Source organism: Mycobacterium sp., from assembly GCF_035499775.1.
Taxonomy (GTDB): domain Bacteria; phylum Actinomycetota; class Actinomycetes; order Mycobacteriales; family Mycobacteriaceae; genus Mycobacterium.
Genome location: NZ_DATJYB010000222.1, coordinates 1 through 24,538, shown reverse-complemented (window position 1 = coordinate 24,538; position 24,538 = coordinate 1). Strand labels below are relative to the sequence as shown.

Annotated in this window: 21 protein-coding genes and 2 pseudogenes; 6 read left to right on the top strand and 17 right to left on the bottom strand. The window is 66.8% G+C overall.

The genetic code is table 11. The annotated features are described in order from the left end of the window. The first annotated feature begins 2 nt into the window (after positions 1 to 2). Together fadD12 and VML93_RS14585 are read left to right on the top strand one after the other, a co-directional pair. Positions 3 to 1,634 (top strand): acyl-CoA ligase FadD12, encoded by a 1,632-nt coding sequence (gene fadD12, locus VML93_RS14590; RefSeq protein WP_325611634.1) that lies wholly within the window; start codon positions 3 to 5, stop codon positions 1,632 to 1,634. Beyond that, positions 1,631 to 2,926, top strand: a complete 1,296-nt coding sequence (locus tag VML93_RS14585) for an alpha/beta hydrolase (protein WP_325611632.1) — start codon at positions 1,631 to 1,633, stop codon at positions 2,924 to 2,926. Before fadD12 ends, VML93_RS14585 begins: the two co-directional genes overlap by 4 nt. Here VML93_RS14585 and VML93_RS14580 read toward each other — a convergent pair. From VML93_RS14580 to uvrC, 5 genes are all read right to left on the bottom strand, one after another. Continuing rightward, a complete protein-coding gene (locus VML93_RS14580; protein ID WP_325611630.1) occupies positions 2,916 to 4,319 on the bottom strand; it encodes a wax ester/triacylglycerol synthase family O-acyltransferase in 1,404 nt (467 codons plus the stop codon). The two genes, VML93_RS14585 and VML93_RS14580, sit on opposite strands and share 11 nt — an antisense overlap. A 63-nt stretch (positions 4,320 to 4,382) precedes the next feature. Next, positions 4,383 to 5,360 (bottom strand): DNA-binding protein WhiA, encoded by a 978-nt coding sequence (gene whiA / locus VML93_RS14575; RefSeq protein ID WP_325611629.1) that lies wholly within the window; start codon positions 5,358 to 5,360, stop codon positions 4,383 to 4,385. Between the two features lie 12 nt (positions 5,361 to 5,372). Continuing rightward, on the bottom strand, positions 5,373 to 6,443 hold the full coding sequence (yvcK, locus tag VML93_RS14570; RefSeq protein ID WP_414686354.1) for a uridine diphosphate-N-acetylglucosamine-binding protein YvcK: 1,071 nt from the start codon (positions 6,441 to 6,443) through the stop codon (positions 5,373 to 5,375). Beyond that, on the bottom strand, positions 6,440 to 7,348 hold the full coding sequence (gene rapZ, locus VML93_RS14565; RefSeq protein WP_325611627.1) for an RNase adapter RapZ: 909 nt from the start codon (positions 7,346 to 7,348) through the stop codon (positions 6,440 to 6,442). Before rapZ ends, yvcK begins: the two co-directional genes overlap by 4 nt. Next, positions 7,345 to 9,288, bottom strand: coding sequence for an excinuclease ABC subunit UvrC (uvrC, locus tag VML93_RS14560; protein WP_325611626.1), 1,944 nt, complete (start codon positions 9,286 to 9,288; stop codon positions 7,345 to 7,347). Before uvrC ends, rapZ begins: the two co-directional genes overlap by 4 nt. Positions 9,289 to 9,751: 463 nt before the next feature. Between uvrC and VML93_RS14555 the strand changes: the two genes are divergently transcribed. Continuing rightward, the gene (locus VML93_RS14555) at positions 9,752 to 10,294 is read left to right on the top strand and encodes a hypothetical protein (RefSeq protein WP_325611624.1); all 543 of its coding nucleotides are present in this window, start codon (positions 9,752 to 9,754) and stop codon (positions 10,292 to 10,294) included. A gap of 6 nt (positions 10,295 to 10,300) precedes the next feature. Here VML93_RS14555 and VML93_RS14550 read toward each other — a convergent pair whose 3' ends face one another. The 6 genes from VML93_RS14550 to VML93_RS14525 form a co-directional block, all read right to left on the bottom strand. Continuing rightward, positions 10,301 to 12,094 carry an LppX_LprAFG lipoprotein gene (locus VML93_RS14550; RefSeq protein WP_325611622.1) on the bottom strand — a complete coding sequence of 598 codons (1,794 nt, stop codon included), beginning with the start codon at positions 12,092 to 12,094 and terminating at the stop codon, positions 10,301 to 10,303. An 84-nt stretch (positions 12,095 to 12,178) separates the two neighbouring features. After that, positions 12,179 to 12,832, bottom strand: coding sequence for a hypothetical protein (locus tag VML93_RS14545; RefSeq protein WP_325611620.1), 654 nt, complete (start codon positions 12,830 to 12,832; stop codon positions 12,179 to 12,181). Between the two features lie 42 nt (positions 12,833 to 12,874). Continuing rightward, positions 12,875 to 14,830 carry a protein phosphatase 2C domain-containing protein gene (locus VML93_RS14540; RefSeq protein WP_325611618.1) on the bottom strand — a complete coding sequence of 652 codons (1,956 nt, stop codon included), beginning with the start codon at positions 14,828 to 14,830 and terminating at the stop codon, positions 12,875 to 12,877. A 310-nt stretch (positions 14,831 to 15,140) separates the two neighbouring features. Next, on the bottom strand, positions 15,141 to 15,605 hold the full coding sequence (locus VML93_RS14535) for a PH domain-containing protein (protein WP_325611616.1): 465 nt from the start codon (positions 15,603 to 15,605) through the stop codon (positions 15,141 to 15,143). Continuing rightward, on the bottom strand, positions 15,602 to 16,084 hold the full coding sequence (ribH, locus tag VML93_RS14530; protein ID WP_325611615.1) for a 6,7-dimethyl-8-ribityllumazine synthase: 483 nt from the start codon (positions 16,082 to 16,084) through the stop codon (positions 15,602 to 15,604). Before ribH ends, VML93_RS14535 begins: the two co-directional genes overlap by 4 nt. A 52-nt stretch (positions 16,085 to 16,136) precedes the next feature. Further along, positions 16,137 to 17,414 carry a bifunctional 3,4-dihydroxy-2-butanone-4-phosphate synthase/GTP cyclohydrolase II gene (locus VML93_RS14525; protein ID WP_325611613.1) on the bottom strand — a complete coding sequence of 426 codons (1,278 nt, stop codon included), beginning with the start codon at positions 17,412 to 17,414 and terminating at the stop codon, positions 16,137 to 16,139. A 212-nt stretch (positions 17,415 to 17,626) separates the two neighbouring features. Between VML93_RS14525 and VML93_RS14520 the strand changes: the two genes are divergently transcribed. Beyond that, on the top strand, positions 17,627 to 17,932 hold the full coding sequence (locus VML93_RS14520; protein ID WP_325611611.1) for a hypothetical protein: 306 nt from the start codon (positions 17,627 to 17,629) through the stop codon (positions 17,930 to 17,932). On the opposite strand, the gene VML93_RS14515 is transcribed toward VML93_RS14520, so the two are convergent. Both VML93_RS14515 and VML93_RS14510 read right to left on the bottom strand, forming a co-directional pair. Further along, entirely contained in the window at positions 17,929 to 18,498 is a 570-nt protein-coding gene (locus VML93_RS14515; RefSeq protein WP_325611609.1) for a hypothetical protein, read from the bottom strand. The genes VML93_RS14520 and VML93_RS14515 overlap by 4 nt on opposite strands. 31 nt (positions 18,499 to 18,529) lie before the next feature. Further along, positions 18,530 to 19,165 (bottom strand): riboflavin synthase, encoded by a 636-nt coding sequence (locus tag VML93_RS14510; RefSeq protein ID WP_325611607.1) that lies wholly within the window; start codon positions 19,163 to 19,165, stop codon positions 18,530 to 18,532. Between the two features lie 84 nt (positions 19,166 to 19,249). Between VML93_RS14510 and VML93_RS14505 the strand changes: the two genes are divergently transcribed. Continuing rightward, positions 19,250 to 19,966: an LppX_LprAFG lipoprotein gene (locus tag VML93_RS14505; RefSeq protein WP_325611605.1), complete on the top strand. Its 717-nt coding sequence runs from the start codon at positions 19,250 to 19,252 to the stop codon at positions 19,964 to 19,966. Between the two features lie 5 nt (positions 19,967 to 19,971). Then, positions 19,972 to 21,558 carry an MFS transporter gene (locus VML93_RS14500; protein ID WP_325611603.1) on the top strand — a complete coding sequence of 529 codons (1,587 nt, stop codon included), beginning with the start codon at positions 19,972 to 19,974 and terminating at the stop codon, positions 21,556 to 21,558. Here VML93_RS14500 and ribD read toward each other — a convergent pair. The 4 genes and pseudogenes from ribD to VML93_RS14480 all read right to left on the bottom strand — a co-directional run. Continuing rightward, positions 21,555 to 22,583, bottom strand: coding sequence for a bifunctional diaminohydroxyphosphoribosylaminopyrimidine deaminase/5-amino-6-(5-phosphoribosylamino)uracil reductase RibD (ribD, locus tag VML93_RS14495; protein ID WP_325611601.1), 1,029 nt, complete (start codon positions 22,581 to 22,583; stop codon positions 21,555 to 21,557). The genes VML93_RS14500 and ribD overlap by 4 nt on opposite strands. Continuing rightward, the gene (rpe, locus tag VML93_RS14490) at positions 22,580 to 23,269 is read right to left on the bottom strand and encodes a ribulose-phosphate 3-epimerase (RefSeq protein ID WP_325611599.1); all 690 of its coding nucleotides are present in this window, start codon (positions 23,267 to 23,269) and stop codon (positions 22,580 to 22,582) included. The genes ribD and rpe overlap by 4 nt, the downstream gene beginning before the upstream one ends. Before the next feature lie 10 nt (positions 23,270 to 23,279). Then, positions 23,280 to 24,413: pseudogene (locus VML93_RS14485) on the bottom strand (RsmB/NOP family class I SAM-dependent RNA methyltransferase); the annotation flags it as partial. 28 nt (positions 24,414 to 24,441) lie between these two features. Next, positions 24,442 to 24,538 (bottom strand): annotated as a pseudogene (locus VML93_RS14480) (methionyl-tRNA formyltransferase); the annotation flags it as partial.

Sequence of the window (24,538 nt, the reverse complement as noted above, 5' to 3'; positions counted from 1 at the left end):
CCATGGCATCTCAGGCATCTCGTATCAGTCAAGCCGTCGGAGTCATCAGCACCCTGAGGCGCGCCGGCATGATCGCGCCGATGCGACCCGACCGCTATCTCAAGATGGCCGCCGCGATGCGTCGCGAGGGCATGGCCATGACCGTGGGCTTCGCCGGCGCCGCGCAGCGCTGCCCGGACCGTCCCGGCCTGGTCGACGAACTGGGCACGCTGACCTGGCGACAGCTCGACGAGCGGATCAATGCGCTGGCCGCGGGCCTGCAGAAGTTGCCTTCGGGCCAACCGCAGGTCATCGGGATCATGTGCCGCAATCACCGGGGTTTCGTCGAGGCGCTGGTGGCGTCCAACCGGATCGGCTCCGACGTCGTGCTGCTCAACACGTCGTTCGCCGGTCCGGCCATGGCCGACGTCGTCAATCGCGAAGGTGTCGAGGCCGTCATCTACGACGAGGAGTTCACCGCGACGGTGGACCGGGCGATGGCCGACAAACCCGACGCCACCCGCATCCTGGCCTGGACCGACGGCCAACACGAGCTGACGGTCGAGAAACTCATCGCCGATCACACCGGACAACAGCCCGAACGCACCGGCCGCAAGGGCAAGATGATCCTGCTGACCTCGGGCACCACCGGAAGTCCCAAGGGCGCCAAGCAGTCTGGCGGCGGCGCCGGAATCGGCACCCTCAAGGCGATCTTGGACCGCACGCCGTGGCGGGCCGAGGAGACCATCGTGATCGTCGCGCCGATGTTCCACGCGTGGGGCTTTTCGCAGTTGATCTTCGCCGCTTCGATGGCCTGCACGATCGTCACCCGGCGCAAATTCGACCCGGAGGCCACCCTGGACCTGATCGACCGCCACCAAGCGACGGGTCTGGCGGTGGTACCGGTGATGTTCGACCGCATCATGGATCTGCCCGACGAGGTGCGAAACCGCTACAGCGGCAGGACATTACGCTTCGCCGCAGCGTCCGGTTCGCGGATGCGCCCCGACGTCGTCATCTCGTTCATGGACCAGTTCGGCGACGTGATTTACAACAACTACAACGCCACCGAGGCGGGCATGATCGCCACCGCAACTCCGGAGGACTTGCGCGCGGCGCCCGACACTGCCGGCAAGCCGGCCGGGGGAACCGAAATCCTAATCGTGGATGCGGAATTCAACGAAATGCCGACCGGCGAAGTCGGCACCATCTACGTGCACAACGACACCCAGTTCGACGGATACACCTCGGGTGCCACCAAGAACTTCCACGCCGGGTTCATGTCCTCGGGCGACGTCGGCTACCTCGACGAGAACGGGCGGCTGTTCGTCGTGGGCCGCGACGACGAGATGATCGTCTCCGGCGGCGAGAACGTCTACCCGATCGAGGTGGAGAAGACGCTCGCGGCCCATCCCGAGGTGGCCGAGGCCGCGGTGATCGGCGTGGACGACGAGCAATACGGTCAGCGGCTGTCAGCGTTCGTCGTGCTGGCCCCGGACGCGTCGGCGACCCTCGACACCCTCAAGCAACACGTGCGGGAGAACCTGGCCAATTACAAGGTGCCGCGCGACATCACGGTCCTCGACGAGCTACCGCGCGGCAGCACCGGCAAGATCCTGCGCAACGAACTGAAAGGCCGGGTGAGCGGCTCATGAACATTCGACCACTGCTCAAGCAACTGCGCCGGCCCCGTCCGCTGGCCCGCTCCACCGTGGAACTTGTCAACGCCGCCAACGGATTACACCCGATCACCCGCAACCCCTACGCGGGCCCGACAGTATTCTGGTTCGGCTGGCCGACCTCGGAGGTACCGGGCCTTTATGCCGCCCTCTCCGCGGTGGACGCCGCGCGTCGCGGCCTGCGCGGTGATTTCGCCGGGCGAAAGGGCAAGGTGGCGCTGGCCCTGACGGCCGCGTCCTGGGCGATCCTGGGCGTGATCCGCTACCGCGGCGTGAAAACCCCGGGGCCCGTACTGCAGAGCGCCCTGACCGAACAACTCGGGCCCGACTACACCGACGAACTGCGCGCCCTACCCAGCGAACCCACCCACCGGACCGGTCGGCGTAACCCGCCGCTGCGCGCCACGGTGGCCCGCCGACGCTACGTCGACAAAGAGAACATCGTGCGCTACGGCCCGCACGGGCGCGCCAACCTGGCCGACATCTGGCGTCGCCGCGACCTGCCGCGGGACGGCAAGGCGCCGGTGCTGCTGCAGGTACCCGGCGGCGCGTGGATGATCGGCTGGCGCCGTCCGCAGGCGTATCCCTTGATGGAGCACCTGGTTTCGCGCGGCTGGGTGTGCGTGTCGATGAACTACCGGGTGTCGCCGCTGCACACCTGGCCCGACCACATCGTCGACGTCAAACGCGCCCTGATGTGGGTCAAAGAGAACATCGCCGCCTACGGTGGGGACCCGAATTTCGTTGCGATCAGCGGCGGTTCGGCCGGCGGCCACCTGTCCGCGCTGGCCGCCCTGACACCCAACGACCCGAAGTTCCAGCCAGGTTTCGAGCAGGCCGACACGTCGGTGGTGGCAGCGGTCCCGTTCTACGGTCGCTACGACTGGTTCTCCATCGACGAGCCAGGACGTCCGCAATTCCTGGAAGTACTTGCGCGGCTGATCGTCAAGAAGAAGATCAGTACGCACCGCGACATTTACATCGACGCCTCCCCGGTCACCTATGTAGGGCCGGACGCACCACCGTTCTTCGTCCTGCACGGCACCGACGACTCCCTGATCCCGGTGGGCGAAGCACGCGAGTTCGTCGACGAGCTGCGTGCCGTGTCGAAGTCGCCGGTCGCTTACGCCGAATTGCCCAACGCGCAGCATGCTTTTGACATCTTCGGGTCACCGCGGGCGAACAAGTCCGCCGAGGCGGTCGCCCGGTTCTTGTCCTGGGTGTACGTGACGAACTATCCGAACTCGAACGGCGGCGCTAACCCTTAGTTGCCTGCAACAGCTCCGCGGCACGCTCGAGCTCGGCCAGCGCCGGCTCGATGGCGTCGGCCATCTCGTCGATGTCGTTGGCCACCTCGGGTGTCGTGACGAAGCCGAAGTCCAGGTAGTCCTGGTAGGAGAAGCAGGTGATGTTCAAGGCGATGTCCATCACCGGCGGCCCCAGGGGCACCAGCGACTCCAGTTTGGCCCCGGCCATGTACAGCGGGACCGGTGGACCGGGGACGTTGGACACGACCAGATTGAGCGGCGCCAGGTTGTGCGACAGCCCGCTGGCGGTGTAGGCGCGGGCGGCCAGCTGCAGCAACCCGGGAGGCGTGGTCTCGGTAAGCCCCATGATCTGATGCGCCGACAGCGCCTTGGCCATCAGTTTGGCGCTCTGAGTGCTCTCGTGGATGGCCTTCAGCCGCTCGCCGGGGTCTTCGATGTCGGTGGCCAGAGATGCTGTCATCGAGCTGATCTGATTGCCCACGTCGCTCGCCGTCGCATCGGTACGGGTTGAGACGGGAATCTGCGCAATCAGGGGCTTGGCCGGCAGCTCGTCACGCTTGAGCAGGTATTCGCGGGCCGCGCCGGCCACGAGCGCCAGCACGACGTCGTTGAGCTTCACTCCGAAGGCATCCTTGACGGCCTTGACCCGGGCCAGCTCGACGCGGCAGCCGCTGATCCGCCGGTGCGGCGACACTGACGCGTTGAACCGCGTCTTGGGCGCGTCGAAGTAGCCGGGCGGCTTGCTGCTGACCCCCAGCGCCGCGATCCGCTGACGCACGGTCTGCTCCAGCAGCCGGGTGACGCGGAACGGCGTCTTGACCGCCACGTTGATCAGGGCACCCAGTACGCGCCGTTCCAGCCCCGGCAACTGGAATCCGACCAGCGACCCCACTGTCTCTTTGTTCGGCGGCCGCGGTTCGGGCGTGACGTCCAGGATGATCTCGCCCAGTCCGGCACCGGAGACCCCGTCGACGATGGCGTGATGCATTTTGGTGAGCGTGGCAATCCGGCCGCCCTTCACACCCTCGATCACCCACAGTTCCCACAGCGGTCGCGAGCGGTCCAGCTTATAGGACATCAGGCGGCCGACCAGCTCGTCGACCTCGCGCCGCCCGCCGGGCGCGGGGACACCGATGCGACGGACGTGGAAGTCGACGTCGAGATCTTCGTCCTCGACGAACCAGGGCCGGTCCAGCCCGAGCGGGGCGCCGGTGACCCGCCAGCGCAACTGCGGCAACTCGGGCAGCCGTTCGATCAGCAGCTCACGCAGGCGTTGAAAGCTGTAATCGGGCGCGTCGCTGGGATCGCAGATCGCCAGCGCACCCACATGCATGTGCCAGCCAGCAGTTTCCGCTGACCAAAACGCCGCATCGACACTCGAAAGCCGCTTCATGCCACGACCGTAGCCCCCGCCCGCCTGCCGCGCTCAGGGATCCCGGACAATCTCACCGGCCGGTCAGGCGTCTTCGAGCAGGTCGGGCGTCACCGCCGACTCGGTGTCGGGGATGCCGTCGACCTTCGCCTTGCGATCGGCCATCGACAACAATCGCCGAATACGGCCGGCCACAGCGTCTTTCGTCATCGGAGGATCGGCCAGCCGGCCCAGCTCCTCCAGGGACGCCTGCCGGTGCTCGACACGCAGTTTGCCGGCCGAGGCGAGGTGGTCGGGCACGGTGTCGCCGAGTATCTCCAACGCCCGCTCCACCCGTGCGGCCGCCGCGACTGCGGCCCGCGCCGAGCGGCGCAGATTGGCGTCGTCGAAATTGGCGAGCCGGTTGGCCGTGGCGCGCACCTCGCGACGCAGCCGGCGCTCCTCCCAGACCACCCGGGTGTCCTGGGCGCCCATCCGGGTCAGCAACATGCCGATCGCCTCGCCGTCGCGCACCACCACCCGGTCGGCGCCACGCACCTCACGCGCCTTGGCGCTGACCCCGAGCCGGCGGGCCGCGCCCACCAGCGCTAACGCAGCCTCAGGACCCGGGCAACTGACTTCCAGCGCCGACGAACGGCCGGGCTCGGTCAGCGAACCGTGCGCCAAAAACGCGCCCCGCCATGCCGCTTCGGCGTCGCCGACACTGCCGCCGACAACCTGGGCCGGCAAACCGCGCACCGGACGCCCACGCATGTCGAGCAACCCGGTCTGACGAGCCAGTGCTTCACCGTCGTTGGCGACCCGCAACACATATCGAGTGCTCTTGCGAATCCCGCTGGCCGACAACACATGCACGACGGCGTTGTAGCCGTAAAGGTCGAAGATGTCCTTGCGCAGCCGCCGGGCGATGCCGCCCAGATCTACCTCGGCCTCGACGACCACGCGGCCGCCCACGATGTGCAACCCGCCGGCGAACCTCAGCAAGGACGTGACCTCCGCGCGCCGCGCACTGACCGACTTCACTACCAGGCGGCTCAGCTCTTCCTTGACTTCGGTCGTCATCGCCACGCGTCGTCACCCCTCGGTCCGTTGCGATCCGGTCCATTTCGCGGCTCTTTGCGAGCGTTCACCGTCGACCGGAATCTCGTCGGTAACCGTCACCGCAGGTCCGGCCGCGCCATCATCGCCCACCCGCACACCGTCCAGAGCCGCGGCCAGCTTGCCCGGGTCATGTAAAGGTGTACCAGGTCTGGCCACGTCGGCGAAGTGGACCTCGGCATGCAGCAATGTTGCGGTGCGGCGCAGTTGATCCCGTTCCCGCTCGCTGGGCACACGTTCGGCGTCGATGATGATGTCGTGGACGGTGAACCCGGGCGCATGCTGGGCCATCACGTGCAGATGGCGCTCCACCGAGAAGCCGGCCGTCTCGCCCGGCTCGGCGACCAGGTTGAGCACCAGCGCCCGCCGGGCCGTGGTGGCCTGCAGGGCCGCGGCCAGCCCCGGCACCAGCACATGCGGAATCACGCTGGTGAACCACGACCCGGGTCCCAGCACCACCAAGTCGGCCGCCATGATCGCGTCGACGGCCTGCCGGGTCGCCGGAGGGTCGGCGGGCAGCAACCGGACCCGCCGCACCTTTCCCGGCGTGGTCGCGATCGCCACCTGGCCGCGGATCACCCGGAACATCCTCGGGTCGGATTCCAGGCCGGAAACGTCGGCCTCGATCTGCAGGGCGATCGGGCACATCGGCAGCACCCTGCCCTTGACGCCGAGGATGCGCCCGAGTTCGTCGAGGGCGGCGACCGGGTCGGCCAGCACCTCGTTGAGCCCGGCCAGCAGCAGGTTGCCGATGGGATGTCCGGCCAGGGCGCCGCTGCCGCCGAACCGATGCTGCAGGATCGTCGCCCACAGCCGCCCATACGGGCTGTCGGATGCCAACGCCGCCAACGCCATTCGCAGATCGCCCGGCGGCACCACGTCTAGTTCGCTGCGCAGCCGGCCCGAGGAGCCACCGTCGTCGGCGACGGTGACGATGGCCGTGACATAGGGCGTCAGCCGGCGGGCCGCCGACAGCGTCGCGTACAAGCCGTGCCCGCCGCCCAACGCGACAATACTTTGATTGCTCGGATGCGAGGGTGGACTCATTCGCGACCCAGATCCCGGTGCAGCACCCGCACCGACAGTCGCGGATCCGAGCTCAGCAGCCCCATCAACGCTTCGGCGATCGCCACGCTGCGATGTTTACCCCCGGTGCAGCCGATGGCAACCGTCATGTAGCGCTTCCCCTCTCGCCGGTAGCCCTCGACAACCAAGGACAGCAACTGATGGTAGGCGTCGAGGAACTCGGCCGCGCCGGGTTGGCCGAGCACATAGTCCCGCACGGCGGGATGCTGGCCGGTCAGGGGGCGCAACTCGTCGACCCAATGCGGGTTCGGCAGAAACCGCACGTCCATCACCATGTCGGCGTCCATCGGCAGACCGTACTTGAAGCCGAAGGACTCGACGGTGACGCTGGTAGACGTCCCGGCATCACCGCCGAACGCGCGCTCGATGCTCTCCCTCAGGCCCCGCACCGACAGTGTCGACGTGTCGATGATCAGGTCGGCGGTGGCCCGGACCGGGGCCAGCATCCGGCGCTCGGCGGCAATGCCTTCGGCCAACGTCTGCTGGCCCTGCAGCGGATGGCTGCGGCGGTTCTGCTCGTAGCGCCGTACCAACATGTCGTCGGATGCCTCCATGAACACCACTCGTGGGGTGATGTCTCGGGTAGCCAGTTCGTTGCGCACCGAATCCAGGTCGCCGGTGAATCCGCGCGAGCGCACATCCATGACCACTGCCAGCTGGGTGATCCGCGATCCGGCCGCCAGCCCGAAATCCACCATCCGGGTGATCAGCTGGGGTGGCAGGTTGTCCGCCACATACCAGCCGAGATCCTCGAGTACCTTGGCCGCGGTGCCGCGCCCCGCCCCGGACAACCCGGTCACCAGCACGACGTCGATACCGCCGCCGTTCGCAGGGCCCGGGTGGCCGTCCCCGGCGTGGTTGGTCATTCGGTGGCTCCGGGCGAGTCGGGACGCAGCGCCTCGAGCACAGCGGTGGCCGTGGCCACGCCGATGCCCGGAACGGCAGTGATCTGGTCGACGGTGGCCTCCTTGAGGCGGGCTATGGATCCGAAATGGGTGACCAGCGCTTTTCGACGATGCTCTCCCAATCCGGGCACCGAGTCCAGCACCGACGCCGTCATACGTTTGGATCGCTTGCTGCGATGGTAGGTGATTGCGAATCGGTGCGCCTCATCGCGCACGCGCTGCAACAGATACAGCCCCTCGCTGTTGCGCGGCATGATGATCGGGTCCGGCTCGGCCGGCACCCATACCTCTTCCAGCCGCTTTGCCAGGCCTATCACCGCGACATCGGCGACACCGAGCTCGTCGAGGACGGCGCTTGCCGCATTGACTTGTGGCGCGCCGCCATCGACGACGAACAGGTTGGGCGGGTAGGCGAAACGGCGTGATTTTCCTTCGGGAGAAAGCAGATTCGGGTCGCTCTGATCACCCAGGTGGCGCAGGAACCGTCGCCGGGTCACCTCGGCGATGGAGGCGACGTCGTCGGAGCGACCCTGCCCGGCGGCCTCCCGGATGCCGAAGTGGCGATAGTCCGATTTTCGTGGCAGACCGTCTTCGAATACCACCAGCGAGCCCACCACGTCGGTGCCCTGCACGTGGCTGACGTCGACACACTCGATCCGCAGCGGCGCGCTGGCCAACCCCAGGGCCTCCTGAATATTCTGCAGCGCAGCGGATCTGGCGTTGAAGTCGCCAGCCCGCTTCAGCTTGTGTTGCTGCAGAGCCTCTTTCGCGTTGCGCTGCACGGTCTCGGCCAGCGCCTTCTTGTCGCCCCGGCGCGGCACCCTCAATGCGACGCGGGAGCCGCGCAGTCCGGACAGCCAGCTGGCCAACTCTTCGGCGTTGGACGGCAGGCACGGCACCAGCACCTCACGGGGAACCGGGTTGGCGGATTCGTCGGCCGAGTCTCCCAGCTCGGCCTGATCGCCGTAGAACTGCGTCAAGAACTGCTCGACCAACTGCTCCTCGCCGGAACGACCTGGGTCTCCGGGCTTTTCGACGATCCAGCCGCGCTGACCGCGTACCCGCCCGCCACGCACGTGGAACACCTGCACCGCCGCTTCCAGGTCGTCGTCGGCGAAAGCCACGACGTCGGCGTCGGTGCCGTCGCCGAGCACCACCGCCTGCTTCTCCATGGCCCGCTTGAGCGCGCCAAGGTCGTCACGGAGGCGCGCGGCCCGTTCGAAATCGAGTTCGTTCGACGCGGCTTGCATCTGCTGTTCCAGCTCGCGGGCAAACCGGTCGGTCTTGCCGGACAGGAAGTCGCAGAAATCTATGACGATCTGGCGATGCTGCTCGGCGCTGACCCGGCCGACACACGGCGCCGAGCATTTGTCGATGTACCCGAGCAGGCAGGGGCGGTCGATCTGCTTGTGCCGCTTGAACACTCCCGCCGAACAGGTTCGCGCCGGAAACACCCGGGTGAGCAGATCAAGCGTTTCCCGGATCGCCCACGCATGCGAGTACGGCCCGAAGTAGCGCACGCCCTTGCGCCGCGGGCCACGATAGACCATCAGCCGCGGAAATTCCTCGTTGAGCGTGACGGCCAGCACCGGGTAGGACTTGTCGTCCCGGTAACGGATGTTGAAGCGTGGATCGAACTCCTTGATCCAGTTGTATTCCAGCTGCAGGGCCTCGACTTCGGTGTTGACCACCGTCCACTCGACCTTGGCCGCGGTGGTCACCATCTGCCTAGTCCGGGGTTGCAGGCTCGCGACGTCGGCGAAGTACGACGTGAGCCGGCTGCGCAGGCTCTTGGCCTTCCCGACGTAGATGACGCGCCCGTGCGAGTCCCGGAACCGGTACACGCCCGGCTCGACCGGGATGGACCCGGGCGGCGGGCGATACGTTGCGGGATCTGGCACGTATCCAGGCTAGTGGTCGCTCAACGGGCACCTGAAAAGGCGGGCGTCCTCGGACTACTGCGCGTTTCAAAGATTTCTGGAGAATCCCTGAAGCTCGCCCGTTCAAGCTCTTGCCATCAACTCAACCTTTCCTTAGGCGGTAATGATGAACGGAGCCATCGAGGCGTGCGTGGGCATCGCAGGCACGGCTGCGTCCTTTGGGCTCGCGCTCTCACAGTTGCGGGGACTCCGCAATCCATCCGAGTCAGTCAGCAACCGATTCTTGGTAGGGCTGCCGGGTCCAGAGATGAGCAGGTACCAACCCCAGCATGTCGAGTACGTCATGAGATCAGACGAGTACAAACTGACGGAAACGGGGTTACCCATCGTCCTTTCGAAAGACGAGGTCCCCTCGGAACGCCAGCCCCATCAGGACGCCCGGTAACCGGCAGCGCGGCGCCCTCCCCCCTGGCAAGATTTCCTCATGGATCGCGGCGATCCCGAGGAACCCGTCGGCGGCGTGCCCCAGGCTGCCACCCGCCCCACCGGCACCCTGGCCGGTTTGCGGCGTCTGGCGGCAAGGCTGTTCGCGATCGCCGGCGTGGCAGTGTCACTCGGATTCTTCGGCATCGGCGCTTACGACTACTACGCGTACCTTGTCGGCACATCGACGACGGCAACGATCAATTACTGCCGTACCCAGCCGGTGGGCTACGAGTGCGTGGGCACGTGGAGCGTTGGCGGACAGCCACACACCGGAAAGGTGCAGGGATTACAGCTGCATCGCTCTAGCCATGACTCACCACTGAATGTTCGGGTGCTGGGCGACAAGGCTTACACCGCGGTCTCGGGACTGAGCTTTGCCGGCTACGGTCTGGTCGCCGGACTGCTCACTGCCCTGGGGATAGTGAAGTTTGCCTCGGATTATTGGTTCGACCCGTGGTTGAGCCGGCGCCCCAAATGGTTCCAACACTTTGTGCGCTTCTGGCGGGGTTTCCAGGATGACGACGCTTCTGGGTGGTTCTAGTCGCCCTCAGACGGGCGGCTTGGTTACGGTGACGGGCGCATTCCAGTTGTACAGCGTGAGCTGGAGGCTGTTGCCGGGGCTGGGTTCCAGCGTCAGCCGGACCAACTCGTGGTCGCCGTCCTCCCGGATCCATGCGGTGGCCGGAACGGGTCCGCTCACCGCGGCCTTCGGGAGCATCGCGATGACGGCGTCGCCGCTGACCTGACCGGTGATCTTGACCGTCGCGAAGCCGTTGATCGTTTCGCGGCCAACGGCTTTCGGGCTGCTGAAGCCTGACAGTATCTTGGCCAGGCCGACGTCCGGGTTCAAGATCACCGTCGGATCCCAGACGTCCGAGGCCTTACCCATATCGCTCCATTGACCCGCAGCCAAGGCATCGGTGTAGAGCTCCCCGTCCACAACCACAAAGTTGGCGTTGATATCCGATCCGGCGAAGGTAAGCGTCCACTGTCCCGTTGCCGCGGCCGTGGGGCTCGTCGTGACGTCAGCATTCAGCGCCTTGACGGGGAGCCCCTCGATCTTGCCGGCAACGGCTTGAACGACATGTGCGCTCTTGAGCACTCGGGTGGTGACCACGGATTGCGCCAGCAGGGTGGCGGGGTCCGGCAACGCGTTTTGGCCGGTCTGACCGGTTTGGCTGGTCTGGCTGGTTTCGCCGGTTTGGGGGGCCGGATGGTTCCCGATGTTCGTCAGGCCAAAGACCACAAGCGCCGCAACGACCGCGACGGCCAAAGCGGCCGCGATCAGCACGCCTTTGCGCCGCGTCGAGGGCTGCGAAGGCCGCGCAACGTGCGTGTCCGGCCGGTGCGGCGGCATTTCGACGGGTGGATGCCGCGGGACGGGCGGCGCGGGATGACCCGCATCAACTGGGATCGGCGGCGCCGGACGCTGGACCGGGGTCGTCGGTGGTAGGACGGGCACCGAGGCCTGCTGGGGGACCGGTTGCGGCGCAGGTGCCGGCGCAGGTGCCGGCTTAGGCGTCGGAATTGGCACCGTGATCGCGTCGCGGGCGGCGGTGGCGAATTCGATGGTGGTGGCGTACCGCTGATCGGGGTCCTTGGCCATGCCACTGGCGATCACCTGGTCGATCTGCTCGGGCACCTCCGGTCGGGTGGCTGACGGTTGGGGCGGTGCGGATTGGAGGTGTGCGACGACCAGCTCGGCCATCGTGAGTTGCCCGAACGGCGGGGTCCCGGTGAGGCATTCGTATAGGACGCAGGCCAACGAGTAGATGTCGGCGCGGGCGTCCTCCTTGCCGCCCAGACGCTCGGGCGCGATGTATTGGAAGGTGCCGATCGTATTGCCCGACTTGGTCATTCGCGTTTCGTCCAGGGCGCGGGCGATCCCGAAATCAATCAGGTAGGCGAAGTCGTCGCGGTCCAGCAGGATGTTGGAGGGTTTGACGTCCCGGTGCAACAGACCGACCTCGTGGGCCGCATGCAATGCCTTGGCCACCCCGCCGACGATGTGCACCGCGCGAGCCGGATCCATCGGGCCATCGGTGAGCACGGTTTGCAGGTCGCGACCCTCGATCAACCGCATATTCACATACAAACGGCCGTCGATCTCGCCGTAGTCGTGGATCGGGACCACATGCGGGGTGTTCAGCCGTGCCGCGGCTTGTGCCTCGCGGCGGAATCGCCGCTGAAAGTCCTCGTCGTCGGAGAAATGCGCCGGCAACAGCTTGATGGCGACCGTCCGGTCGGTGGCGGTGTCGTGGGCCCGCCACACCTCGCCCATACCGCCGCGGCCCAGCAACTCGATCAGCCGATAGCGTCCGAACGCCGTACCCTCCAACATCAGCCTCCCAAGCAACAGCGGTCCAGCAACACGATAAGTGTGGCGAAGGCTCGGCGCGTCGTATTCGCCCGGCGCGCAGCGCGATCACGCCCGGCTCTCTAGCTGCGCCCTTCTTTTCGCCGCCCAGTCCGCCATCGGGAATCCGGGCTTGAAGTCGCAAACCGCCATCACCAGGGCTACCTGCGGGATCACGGCCAGCCCGTAGTCACAGTTCCAATCCGGACGGGTCATTTTCCACACCAGGACGCCCTCTGACGGCGTGGCGAAGCGGCTAAGTCGCATCGTGGGAAACTCGCCGCTGGGGGATATGGGGACGGCGTCGCCATGGCAGTTGGACACCGCAGTGAAGCCATTCCGGATCACATCGTGAGTGTTCAGGGGGTTGTCGTAGACGTCGATCGATTCGGCGTACAGCGCCTGGCTGTCGAATTTGTAGGACGACTCGGCGTGATCCTTGGACCCGGCGGGCCGAAGCGGCGAACCCTCGAACAGCATCGCCGCCGAGCATTCGGACGGGCGGGCGCTGGTGAAGTAGTTATTGCCCACCGGTGCCGCGGTCGCCCGACCGAGCGGAGTGTTCTCCCCGTCCTGCAACAGCAGATCGCGCGCCGGGAGCGCGTGCGACGCCTGGCCGGAAGCCCGAACCGCTTGGCCTGTGGTCGTTTTGACGCAGCCGCCCGCCGACATGACGGCAATGGCCGAAGCGACCGCCACCCAGCTGCGCCCCCGATGCGCCATCGCGCGATCGTACAGCGGGCCGGCAGCAACCCGTGCGATGCGCTAGCCGGCCGGCAGTTCCAGGACCTTGCGGGTCTCGTCATCGGTGACGTAGACGTTGCCGCTGCTGTCTATGGCCACACCAGAGGGCCTGCCGACCCCCGTGAACGGCAGGATCGTCGGGGTGGTTGAGCCGGCCGACACCTTCAACACCTGATGGTCATGACGGTCGGTGATGTAGACGTCGTCGCCGTTGACCGCCACCCCGGTGAGTTCATCGAGGTCGGTAGCAGGCACATCCACCTGCTTGTCCGAGCCCGCCGGCAGCTTCACCAACCGGTTCTTGCCGTAGACGTTCTTGCTGTGGTCGACGACGTAGACATCTCCGTTGCTGTTCACCGCGACCCCGACGGGGTCATGGAGGCCGGTGAAGTGGAGCGCGGTCGCGTTCGGGGAATCTCCGGAGGCGTCGGGCTGAACCTTTACCACCTGGTTGCCCTCGGTGTCGACGACGTAGACAACGCCGCTGGCGGCGACCGCTACACCGTATGGCGTCTTCAGCTTGCCCTCGTTCTGCATCCGGAGGGGCAGCTCGCCCGCTTCGGTCGACCCTTCCGTCCACCTCATCAGCCGACCATTGTTGGCGCGGTCGGTGACGTAGACGTTCTTCCCGGACTGGTCCACCGCAATGCCGTAAGCATCCGTCAGATAGCCGAATTGCATGTCGACAGCTTCGGATTGTCCCTTTATCAGCTTCAACACCACCGTTTTGTCGCCTTTGACGGCAAGGACGTACACAGTGCCCGCGCCATCCACCGCTACGGCTTTGACGTTTTTGAGATCCCCGAACGGCAGCGTAATTTGACGGCCCAACGCGGGATCGGGCTGCAGCGACTGCAGAGTTGACGTCGCGGGCGCCGGCGCTTGGGCCGACGGCTTCCCGGTCTGCGTAGCCCGCGGTTGTGAGGCCGGCTGGTGCCCCCACAGCAGGTAGCCGACGCCGGCGCCGGCCAGTAACACGACGACCAAGCCGACCAGGGCCCATTTCAGTCCACGGCGTCGGCTTGGCGGTTGCGGCGGCTGCGGCGGCGGTGGCCCCATCCGGGGAGGAACGTGACCAGCGGGTGGCGCGGGTGGAACGGCCTGCTGCTGCGGCGGCGGCGGCGGTACGGGGATCGGTGGGGCCGCGGGTGCGCTCGGTTGGGGTACGGGCGCGGGCATCGTCGCCGTCTGGGCGGCCACTGTCGGTTGGACGGTGGGCGTGGGCGCGGATACGCCTGCTCCGTCGGCATCGATCACCACGGTGGTGATGTTGTCGGGTCCCCCGCCTTGGTTGGCGGCCGCGATCAACGCCTGGCATGCGTCGGCCGCATCCGGGTGTTCGGTGAGGATGGCGGCCAGCGTCGCGTCATCGACGACTCCGTGTAAACCGTCGCTGCACAGCAGGATTCGGTCACCGGGCTGCAGTTCCTGCACACTCACATCGGGCTTCGCAGGCGGGGTCATCAGCACCTGCCGGGTAACTATCGACCGTTTCGGGTGGTGTGCGGCCTCCTCTTCGGTCAGTTCGCCGGCATCCACTACCGCCTGCACGAGAGTGTGATCGCTGGTCAGCCGCTGCATCTGCTGGTTTCGGTACAGGTAGGCACGACTGTCACCGAGATGAGCGATCACCGCGAGCTCGTCGTTGATTATGACGGTCACCAGGGTGGTGCCGGCGCCGGCGAGTTGAGAGTCGGTCTGGCTGCGCGCGTGCAGGTCGGTGCACATCTCCACCACGGCGCGGCCAAACCGCGCTGCCACCTCCCCGTCACGGAAGTCGGCCCCGGCGAAGTGGCGGCCCACGTACGTCGGCAACAACTGGACGCACAGTTCAGCGGCCATGTCTCCATGGGTGGTGCTGCCCACCCCGTCGGCAACTATGTAGAGGCCCTGCGCCGGGTCTGCGCCCCACCGGTCGTCGTTACGGGACCTCTGGCGCCCGAGGTCGGTGAGCCCGGCATACGTCGTGGTCAGCATGGCAATATCATGGCCTCACTCGACGCCCGCGCGTGGCACGCCGCCGGAAATTTGTGCACAGAAGTTCGGGACGATAATTTCTGACATCCTCAGCTCCCCTACGTTTGCCCGTCGAGCCTACTGCCCACAGTCGCCACGACTGCCGATCACCACGGCTATTCACTGAATCATTAATCCATGCGACTCGCGAATGCGTCGGGGTTTGCCCGTCGCAGGCGGGCAGCGTGTCGGGTCCTCGCCGATCAACGACCGCGCCCGGTGGCGCCCAAACGCGCTTACCCGCCCGGTGTCCATTCACCGATTACGCCGCCTAGCCGGCGCCCAGGTCCGGCCGATAGCGCGCCACCAGCGACCGCACGGTGTCCATGGCCTCCACGGCACGCTCCTTGTCGACGGCCTGGATCGCCATCACCGGGATGTATTCGTCGTCGGGCAAATCGATTCGCGCCCAGCGACTTCCAGCGGGGAACGACACACCGGTGACCTCTGCCCAGTCGACTAGCCTGTCGCCCAACAGATTACGCACCGAGAGCCCGAGGTGGCCCACCCTCAGCCGCGGCCTGGCGAAGAGCAGGATGACACCGGCGATGACTACACCCAGAACGCCCATCGCCACCTGGTCTGCGGTCTGGAAGATCACTCCGCTGGACTTGATCTTGAGCAGCAAGCCCACCGCGATGTGTGTTACGACAATGACAAATGCTGCAGCATAAGCGAATATCGGTGTCAGATAGGGGCGCAGCTCGGCATCCCAGGCGGGTTCTGGCGACGTCACGGCCGAGCGCGCAGGTCGCGCAGGGTCAGCGCGGTCGCCAAAGCCGCCGCGGTCGCCTGGGCACCCTTGTCCTCTGCCGATCCCGGCAGTCCCGCGCGGTCCAGCGCCTGCTCCTCGGTGTTGGTGGTCAGCACCCCGTTGGCAACCGGCGTCGAGGTATCCAGCGAGACCCGGGTCAGGCCCTGCGTCACCGCGTCGCAAACATAATCGAAATGTGGTGTCTGACCGCGGATTACGACACCCAGCGCGACGACGGCATCGTGGTTGCGGGCCAGTTCCTGCGCCACAACCGGGATCTCGATGGCGCCCAGCACGCGGACCACCTGCGGGTCGTCGATGCCCGACCCGGCGGCCACTTTGCATGCGCCGGCCAGCAGCGCATCACATATTTCGCCGTGCCAGGTGCTGGCGACAATCGCCAGCCGCACACCAGAAGCGTCGAGCGCCGGCACCTCCGGCACTCCGGCGCCTCCACTCATTTGCGCCACTCCTCAGCATCGCTACACTCTGCATCGTCGCGGGTCCGGTCACTCACAAGGCACCACCGAATTCACCTGGCAAATGGACGGATTCGTGGAAATCGTCCAACCCGACCAGGTCGTGGCCCATCTTGTCGCGCTTGGTCATCAGATACCGGATGTTCTCCGCGTTGGCCCGCACCGGCAGCGGCACCCGCTCGATGATGTGCAGCCCGTATCCGTCCAGCCCGACCCGCTTGGCCGGGTTGTTGGTCAGCAGCCGCATCGAACGGACCCCGAGGTCGACCAAGATCTGCGCACCGATTCCGTAATCCCGTGCATCCGCTGGCAATCCGAGCTTGAGGTTGGCCTCCACGGTGTCCTCGCCGGCGTCCTGCAGTTGATAGGCCTGCAGTTTGTGCATCAGGCCGATGCCGCGGCCCTCGTGGCCGCGCATGTAGAGCACGATGCCGCGTCCCTCGCGCGCGACCATCGCCATCGCGGCGTCCAACTGTGGTCCGCAGTCGCAGCGGCGGGAGCCGAACACGTCGCCGGTCAGGCACTCCGAGTGCACCCGGACCAGCACGTCGTCGCCTTCGGCGGTGGGCCCGGCGATATCGCCACGGACCAGCGCGACGTGCTCGACGTCCTCGTAGATGCTGCTGTAGCCGATGGCGCGGAACTCCCCGTGCCGCGTCGGGATCCGGGCTTCGGCGATCCGCTCGATGTGCTTCTCGTGCTTGCGCCGCCATTCGATGATGTCGGCGATCGTGATCAGCGCCAGACCGTGCTCGTCGGCGAAGACCCTCAGCTCGTCGGTCTGGGCCATCGAGCCCTCGTCCTTCTGGCTGACGATCTCGCAGATCGAGCCGGCCGGTTGCAGGCCCGCCAGGCGGGCCAGATCGACCGCGGCCTCGGTGTGGCCGGGGCGGCGCAATACCCCGCCGTCCTTGGCGCGCAACGGAACCACGTGACCGGGACGGGTGAAGTCCTCGGCGATGCTGGTGGGGTTGGCCAGCAGCCGCATGGTGGTCGCCCGGTCGGAGGCGGAGATCCCGGTGCCCACACCGTTCCTGGCATCGACGGTGACGGTGTAGGCGGTGCCGTGCTTGTCCTGGTTCACCGCGTACATCGGCAGCAGACCCAGCCGGTCGCAGATCGCGCCGTCCAGCGGTACACACAGGTATCCCGAGGTGTAGCGGACCATGAAGGCCACCAGCTCCGGTGTCGCCTTCTCTGCGGCGAATATGAGGTCGCCCTCGTTCTCGCGATCCTCGTCATCGATGACGACGACGGCCTTGCCCGCCGCGATGTCGGCAACCGCCCGCTCGACGGAATCCAACCTCGTCATCTTTGCTACCTCGCTGTTTGGCGGGTCCGGGCGGGGTGCCCAAGTGTTGCATCCAGTATGAACCACCGCGACGGCGGTGTTATTGCCACGGCTTATTCAGCGGGATGGTTCATCAAGCATTCGTACAGAAATGGCCAAGTGCGCTGCCTGACCCTGGGGCGGTCCTCCATAACCGGCCCGTCGGACGGGCCACCCACCAGTAAGGAACAGCAATGACCGACCTCCACCGGCTGCCGACAGCGGTTGCCGCGCCGGCCCGCCCCTACAGTGCGCCCGCAGTCCTGGCTTTTGTTCTCAGCCTGACGCCCTTCTTCAGGCTGTCCGACGCAACAAACCCCGCCCTTGGGTCCATCTTCGCCCTGGTCGCGGTCCTGTTGAGCGTCCTCCTCGGGGTCGTTGCGTTACACGGGATCAACAAGCGCGGGCTCAACGGCCAGTTATTCGCGATTGCGGGCCTGGGGATCTCCGGAATCATGTCCGCCTGGTACGCGCTCGAGATCCTGAGGCCCCTCCTCTAGCTGCCGGCACGGTCCGGCAGGTCGCGATGGCGTTCTCGGATTGGATCCAGCGCTTTCCGCCACTCTCGACGGGCACCGCGCGCCTGGAAGGCCCTGATGGCGTGGAAGTACCGGATCACGTCGAAGTCTTCGTAGTCTGCGGGCAGCATGAACGACACAACCCAACTGTCGGCGGCGCCGTGGCGGATCTCACAAACAGCGCCGAGGCTGGTATCCGGCCAGGTGATGTCGTAGTCGTCGCGCGGGAACTCGAACGCCGTCACGGGCGGCCCGGTTTTCAGGCGCTTCTTGAGGTCCGGTACGCGAAGTCGCTTTGCCAGCCAACCGGCGTATCCGCTCTTGTCGACGAGGATGCAGCGCACAGTCTGGTCGGTGAGCTCGAGTCGCGCGATCGGAGGCGACCCGGGGTGCAGCAATCCGGAGTACGGGAGACCCCAAAGCACGCTCAACCTAGGGCGACGACGCAGTAAATAGACATCCGTCAGCGGTGGCGGCGTCGTGGTCATGAAGAACGTCGAGGCGTCGAGGGCGAGCAACCGATGGGGTGAATATCGCAGGATATTCACGACGTCCTCCTGAGCAGGTGGCGGTGCGGTTTTAGGGAGCTTCCGCTATCTTCGCAGGGTTTCCGCCGCTCGCACTCAGCAAACGCTCAACATACTTGGCGATCACGTCGACTTCGAGGTTCACCTGCGTTCCCACCGGCGCGCTGCCCAGCGTCGTCAGCTCCCGGGTCGTGGGGATCAGCGAGACCTCGAACCAGTCCGCCGGCTCCGCACCCAGCCCGGACACAGTCAGCGAAATCCCGTCGACGGTGATCGAGCCCTTCTCCACGACGTAGCGGGCCACCGTAGCGGGCATTTCGATGCGCACCACCTCCCAGTGCTCCGACGGCGTGCGGGCCACCACCACGCCGGTGCCGTCCACATGCCCCTGCACGATGTGGCCGCCGAGCCGGCTGTTGACGGCCGCGGCGCGCTCCAGGTTCACCCGGCTGCCGACCCGCAGTTCACCCAAGTTGGACCGGCTCAGGGTCTCGGCCATCACGTCAGCGCTGAATCGACCGTCCGGCAGCACCTCGACGACCGTCAGGCAGACGCCGTTGACGGCGATCGAATCGCCATGGCCGGCGTCGGCGGTGACGACGGGACCGCGAACGACCAACCGGGCGGCATCTGCGAGCGCGTCCCGGCCCGTCACCTCTCCAAGTTCCTCGACAATTCCGGTGAACATTGCACCAGGTTAATGATTGTTGCGACGCCCCCGCACCCGACTGCTTCACAGGTTGGGACAGCTGCACCCTCTACGATGCAGACTATGCAGACCCGCCGTCGCCGTCTTTTCGCTGTCCTCGCCACCCTGAGCGCCGCCGTGATCCTGATCGCCGGTTGCTCGGACTCCAAGTCGAGCGGCGGACCTCTTCCGGACGCGAAGACGTTGGTCCAGCAGTCCTCCACGGTCACCAAAACCGTCACCAGCGCGCACCTGGTGTTGACTGTCAACGGCAAGATTCAGGGTCTTCCCCTCAAAACGCTGACCGGTGATCTCACCACTATCCCCACCACCGCCGGGAAGGGCAACGCCAAAATCGTCCTCGGCGGCAGCACTGACATAGATGCCGACTTCGTGATCCTGGACGGCGAGCTGTACAGCAACGCCCTCAGCCCCGGCAAATGGGAGGACATGGGCAAAGCCACCGACCTCGTCCATTACGACCCGTCGTCGATACTGAATCCCGACACCGGCCTCTCCAACATGTTGGCAAACCTGACCGACCCTAAGGCCGAGGGCCGCGACACCATCAACGGACAGGCCACCATCCGGATCAGCGGAAAGGTCAGCGCGGAGGCCATCAACAAGCTTGCGTCACCCTTGAACGCGACCAGCCCGTTACCGACGACCGTCTGGATTCAGGAGACCGGCGATCACCAGCTGGCACAGGTCAAAATCGACAAGGGCTCGAACAACACCGTTCAGATGACCTTGTCCAACTGGGGCCAGCCCGTGCAGGTCACCAAGCCCGGGACGGCCTGATCACCGTGCGGGCCGGACGCCGAGTAGCAATCAGCGCGGGCAGCCTCGCAGTTCTGCTGGGTGCCCTGGACACGTATGTCGTGGTGACGATCATGCGCGACATCATGAACGATGTCGGGATCCCGGTTAACAAGCTGCAGCGGATCACCTGGATCGTCACGCTGTACCTGCTGGGCTACATCGCCGCGATGCCGCTGCTGGGCCGCGCTTCCGACCGTTTCGGCCGCAAGATGCTGCTGCAAGTCAGCCTGGCCACGTTCATGGTCGGCTCGGTGGTCACCGCGTTGGCAGGTCATTTCGGCGACTTCCATATGCTGCTCGCCGGCCGGACCATCCAGGGTGTGGCCAGTGGCGCGTTGCTGCCGGTCACCCTGGCATTGGGCGCCGATCTGTGGTCACAGCGCAACCGCGCCGGCGTGCTCGGCGGTATCGGCGCCGCCCAGGAGCTGGGCAGCGTGCTGGGTCCGCTGTACGGCATTTTCATCGTGTGGCTGTTCCACGACTGGAAATACGTGTTCTGGATCAATGTCCCGCTGACCTTGATCTCGATGGCGATGATCCAGTTCAGCCTGCCGTCGCACGACCGCGAGGCCGAGCCGGAGAAAATCGATGTCGTCGGCGGTTTGTTGCTGGCCGTCACGCTGGGTCTCGCGGTGATCGGGCTGTACAACCCCAACCCGGACGGCAAACAGGTGCTGCCGAGCTACGGGTTGCCGTTGGTGATCGGCGCGATCGTCGCGGCTGTGCTGTTCATCGCTTGGGAACGGTTCGCGCGCACCCGGCTGATCGATCCGGCCGGCGTGCACTTCCGGCCTTTCCTGGCCGCGCTGGGCACGTCGGTCTGCGCGGGGGCGGCACTGATGGTGACGCTGGTCGACGTCGAGCTGTTCGCCCAGGGCGTGCTGCTCAAGACCCAAACCGAAGCGGCCGGTATGCTGCTGTGGTTCCTCATCGCGCTGCCGATCGGGGCGCTGGCGGGCGGGTGGATCGCGACCCGAGTCGGCGACCGGGCGGTGACCTTCGTCGGGCTGATGATCGCGGCGTACGGCTATTGGCTGATTCACTACTGGCGGCTCGACCTGCTGGACCGCCAGCACAGCATCTTCGGGTTGTTCAGCGTGCCGATCGTGCACGCGGATCTGCTGGTCGCCGGTCTGGGACTGGGTTTGGTGATCGGTCCACTGTCGTCGGCCACCCTGCGGGTGGTCCCGGCGGCCGAGCACGGGATCGCCTCGGCGGCGGTGGTGGTGGCCCGCATGACCGGCATGTTGATCGGCGTGGCCTCACTGAGCGCGTGGGGCTTCTACCGGGTCAACCAGATCTACGCGGACAAGTTGGCCCACATGCCGCCCGACAGCAGCAAGGGGTTGGGACGAATCGCCGCCCAGGGACACCTGTTGATCCAGTCGTTCGCCGAGATGTACGGCGACATCTTCACGGTCACCGCCCTGATCTGCGTCTTCGGTGCGCTGCTGGGTCTGCTGATCAGCGGCCGCAAAGAGCACGCCGAAGAACCGGCAGTTCCTGCGGAGGCGCCCTCAGCGGACCCCGCACCCTCAACGGACCCAGCACCCACGGCGGAAGCGCACTAGCCGCCGCGTGCCACCAGGCTCAGTATCAGGTCCGGGCCGGCGCGGTCCACGCCGTCGAACTGCCAGCGCAGCGCCCGCGCGATGCTCGGCACCCCCACGTCGTCGACCGCAGTGACGGGACCGCCCAGCAGGATCGGCGCGACGTACGCCAGGATGCGGTTGATCGCCCCCGCGCGCAGGAAGGCGCCGGCGAGGGTGGGACCACCCTCCAGCAGCACGTCGGTGCGGTCGGACAACGCCTTGAGCACCTCCAGCGGATCGTGGGTCCGGATCACCATGGTGCGCGCGTCGTCGTTGAGAACCTTTGCCTCGGAGGGTATTTCACGCATACCCACCACCACCCGCAACGGTTGCCGAGCGGCCAGCGAGCCGTCGGGCAGCCGGGCGGTCAACGCCGGGTCGTCGGCCAGGACGGTGCCGCTGCCAACCACGATCGCGTCGACGATGGCGCGGCGCCGATGCAGGTCGGCTCGCGCGGCCTCACTGGTGATCCACTGGCTGGATCCGTCGGCGGCAGCACTGCGCCCGTCGATGCTGGTGGCGTACTTCCATGTCAGGTGCGGCAGCCCGGTCCGCTGCTTGTGCAGCCATTCCCGCAACGGCCCGGCCGCCACCTGGTCCGCCAGCACGCCGGAGCGCACCTGCAACCCCGCTGCCGACAGCCGGCCCGCGCCGCCGCCGGCGATCCCGTTCGGGTCGTTGACGCCGTAGATCACCGTTCCCACCCGGGCTTCGATCAGGGCATTCACGCATGGCGGGGTCTTGCCGAAGTGGTTGCAGGGCTCCATGGTGACGACCGCGATGCCGCCGACGGCCAAACCGCCGGCCCGGCGCAGCGCGATGACCTCGGCATGATCGCCGCCCGCCGGTTGAGTAGCTCCGACGCCGACCACCCGGCCTTCCTGGTCCACGATCACCGCTCCGACCGGCGGGTTCGGATACGTGTTGCCCTTGACCTGGTAGGAGTGCTCGATCGCGAGGCGCATGGCCTCTTCGATGCTCTTGACCTGCTCGACGGTGCTCATCGGCCGCTCGTGCGGCCGAGGTGTGGTGACGCGGCACCGGCCTGTCGCCGTAATGCCTCTACCGCGGCCTGCGGATCGTCCGCGCCGTAAACCGCTGATCCGGCGACAAAGCAGTCGACGCCGGCCTCGGCGGCCTGCTCAATGGTGTCCTCGTTGATGCCGCCGTCGATCTCGATCAGGATCGTCAACTCCCCCGCGTCGACCATTTTGCGCACCGTCCGCACCTTGCCCAGCACCTCGGGGATGAAACTCTGGCCGCCGAAGCCCGGCTCCACCGACATGATGAGCAGGGTGTCGAAGTGCGGAAGGATTTCCAGGTACGGCTCCAGCGGAGTCCCCGGCTTGACGCTGATCCCGGCCTTGGCGCCGGCGGCCCGGATATCGCGGGCCACCCCGATCGGATTGCCGGTCGCCTCGGCGTGGAAGGTGACGTTGTAGGCGCCCGCTTCCGCGTACGGAGGAGCCCACCGGTCCGGATTGTCAATCATCAGATGGCAATCCATCGGAATGGCGGTCGAGGCCAACAGGGCCTCTACCACCGGCAGACCGATCGTCAGGTTCGGTACGAAGTGGCCGTCCATCACGTCGACGTGCAACCAGTCGGCGCCGTTCACGGCGGCTGCCTCGTCAGCCAGCCGGGCGAAATCGGCGGCCAGGATCGACGGCGCTATGAGCGGTCCGGGCATGTGCGTCACATTACTGGCGGCGTAGTGCGGCCGCGAACATAGCGTCGGTGCCGTGTCGGTGCGGCCACAGCTGTACCGAAGGACCCTCCCCCAGCCCCTCGGCGACCGGCTCGAACAGTGGCCGAGTGTCCAACGCCGACACCGGATGTCGCCGCAGCGCGTCGGCGACCACCCCCGTGGCTTCGGCCAGATGCGGCGAGCACGTCGCATACAGCACCAAGCCACCGGGCCGGGTCAACGCGATCGCCGCGCCCAGCAGCTCACGTTGCAGCTTGGCCAGCGCCGGCACATCGGCCGGCTGTCGCCGCCAGCGGGCCTCGGGCCGGCGGCGCAATGCACCCAACCCGGTGCAGGGCACGTCGACGAGCACCCGGTCGAATCCTGGGTCCAGACCACTGTCGCGCCCGTCCACTCGCACCACGTCGACAGGCAGCCCGCGGGTGTTCTCGACCACCAGGTCCGCGCGTTGCGGCGACGGTTCGACGGCGGTCACCCGCGCCCCCGACTCGACACCGATGGCGGCCAGCAGCGCGGTCTTGCCGCCCGGCCCGGCGCACAGGTCCAGCCAGCGGCCCGTGTCGCCGTCGACCGGAGCCAGCGTCAGCGCGCGGGCCACCAGCTGGCTGCCCTCGTCCTGGACCAGGGCGGCGCCGTCGCGAACCGGTGCCAGCTGTCCGGGATCCCCTCCCGGCAGGTACACCGCATACGGCGAATACCGGCCGACCGTGCCGCCCACCGCATCGGCCAGCGCCGCGGCGGTCAGCACCCCCGGGCGCGCCGCCAGGTGAACCTGAGGCCGTTCGTCGTCGCCCGCCAGCACCGCATCGAGCTCCGATGCGTCCGCGCCCAGCGCGTCGGCGAACGCCTGCGCGATCCAGCGCGGGTGTGCGTGCACGAACGCGGCATGCCCGACCGGGTCGCGCTCCGGGTCGGGAGCAAGCTCGTCGACCCAGGACTTCTCGTCCCGGGCGGCGATGGTTCGCAGCACGCCGTTGACGAAACCCGCTCGCGCCGAGTCGAATTCGATCCCCGCTTGTTCGACGGTGGTGGACACGGCGGCGTACGGGTCGACCCGGGTGCGCAGCAGCTGGTAGCTGCCGAGCCGGAGCAGGTCGAGCAGCACCGGGTTGATGGCTTGCGGCGCGGGCTTTTTCGACGGTTTTGCGGTCGCGTCATGAGGCGTGTGCCGCCGCGTCCAGCCGGGCGCCGCGAGCCCAGTCGGCGGCGTCCATCAGCTTCTTGCCGGGCGGCTGGATCTGGCCCAGCCGC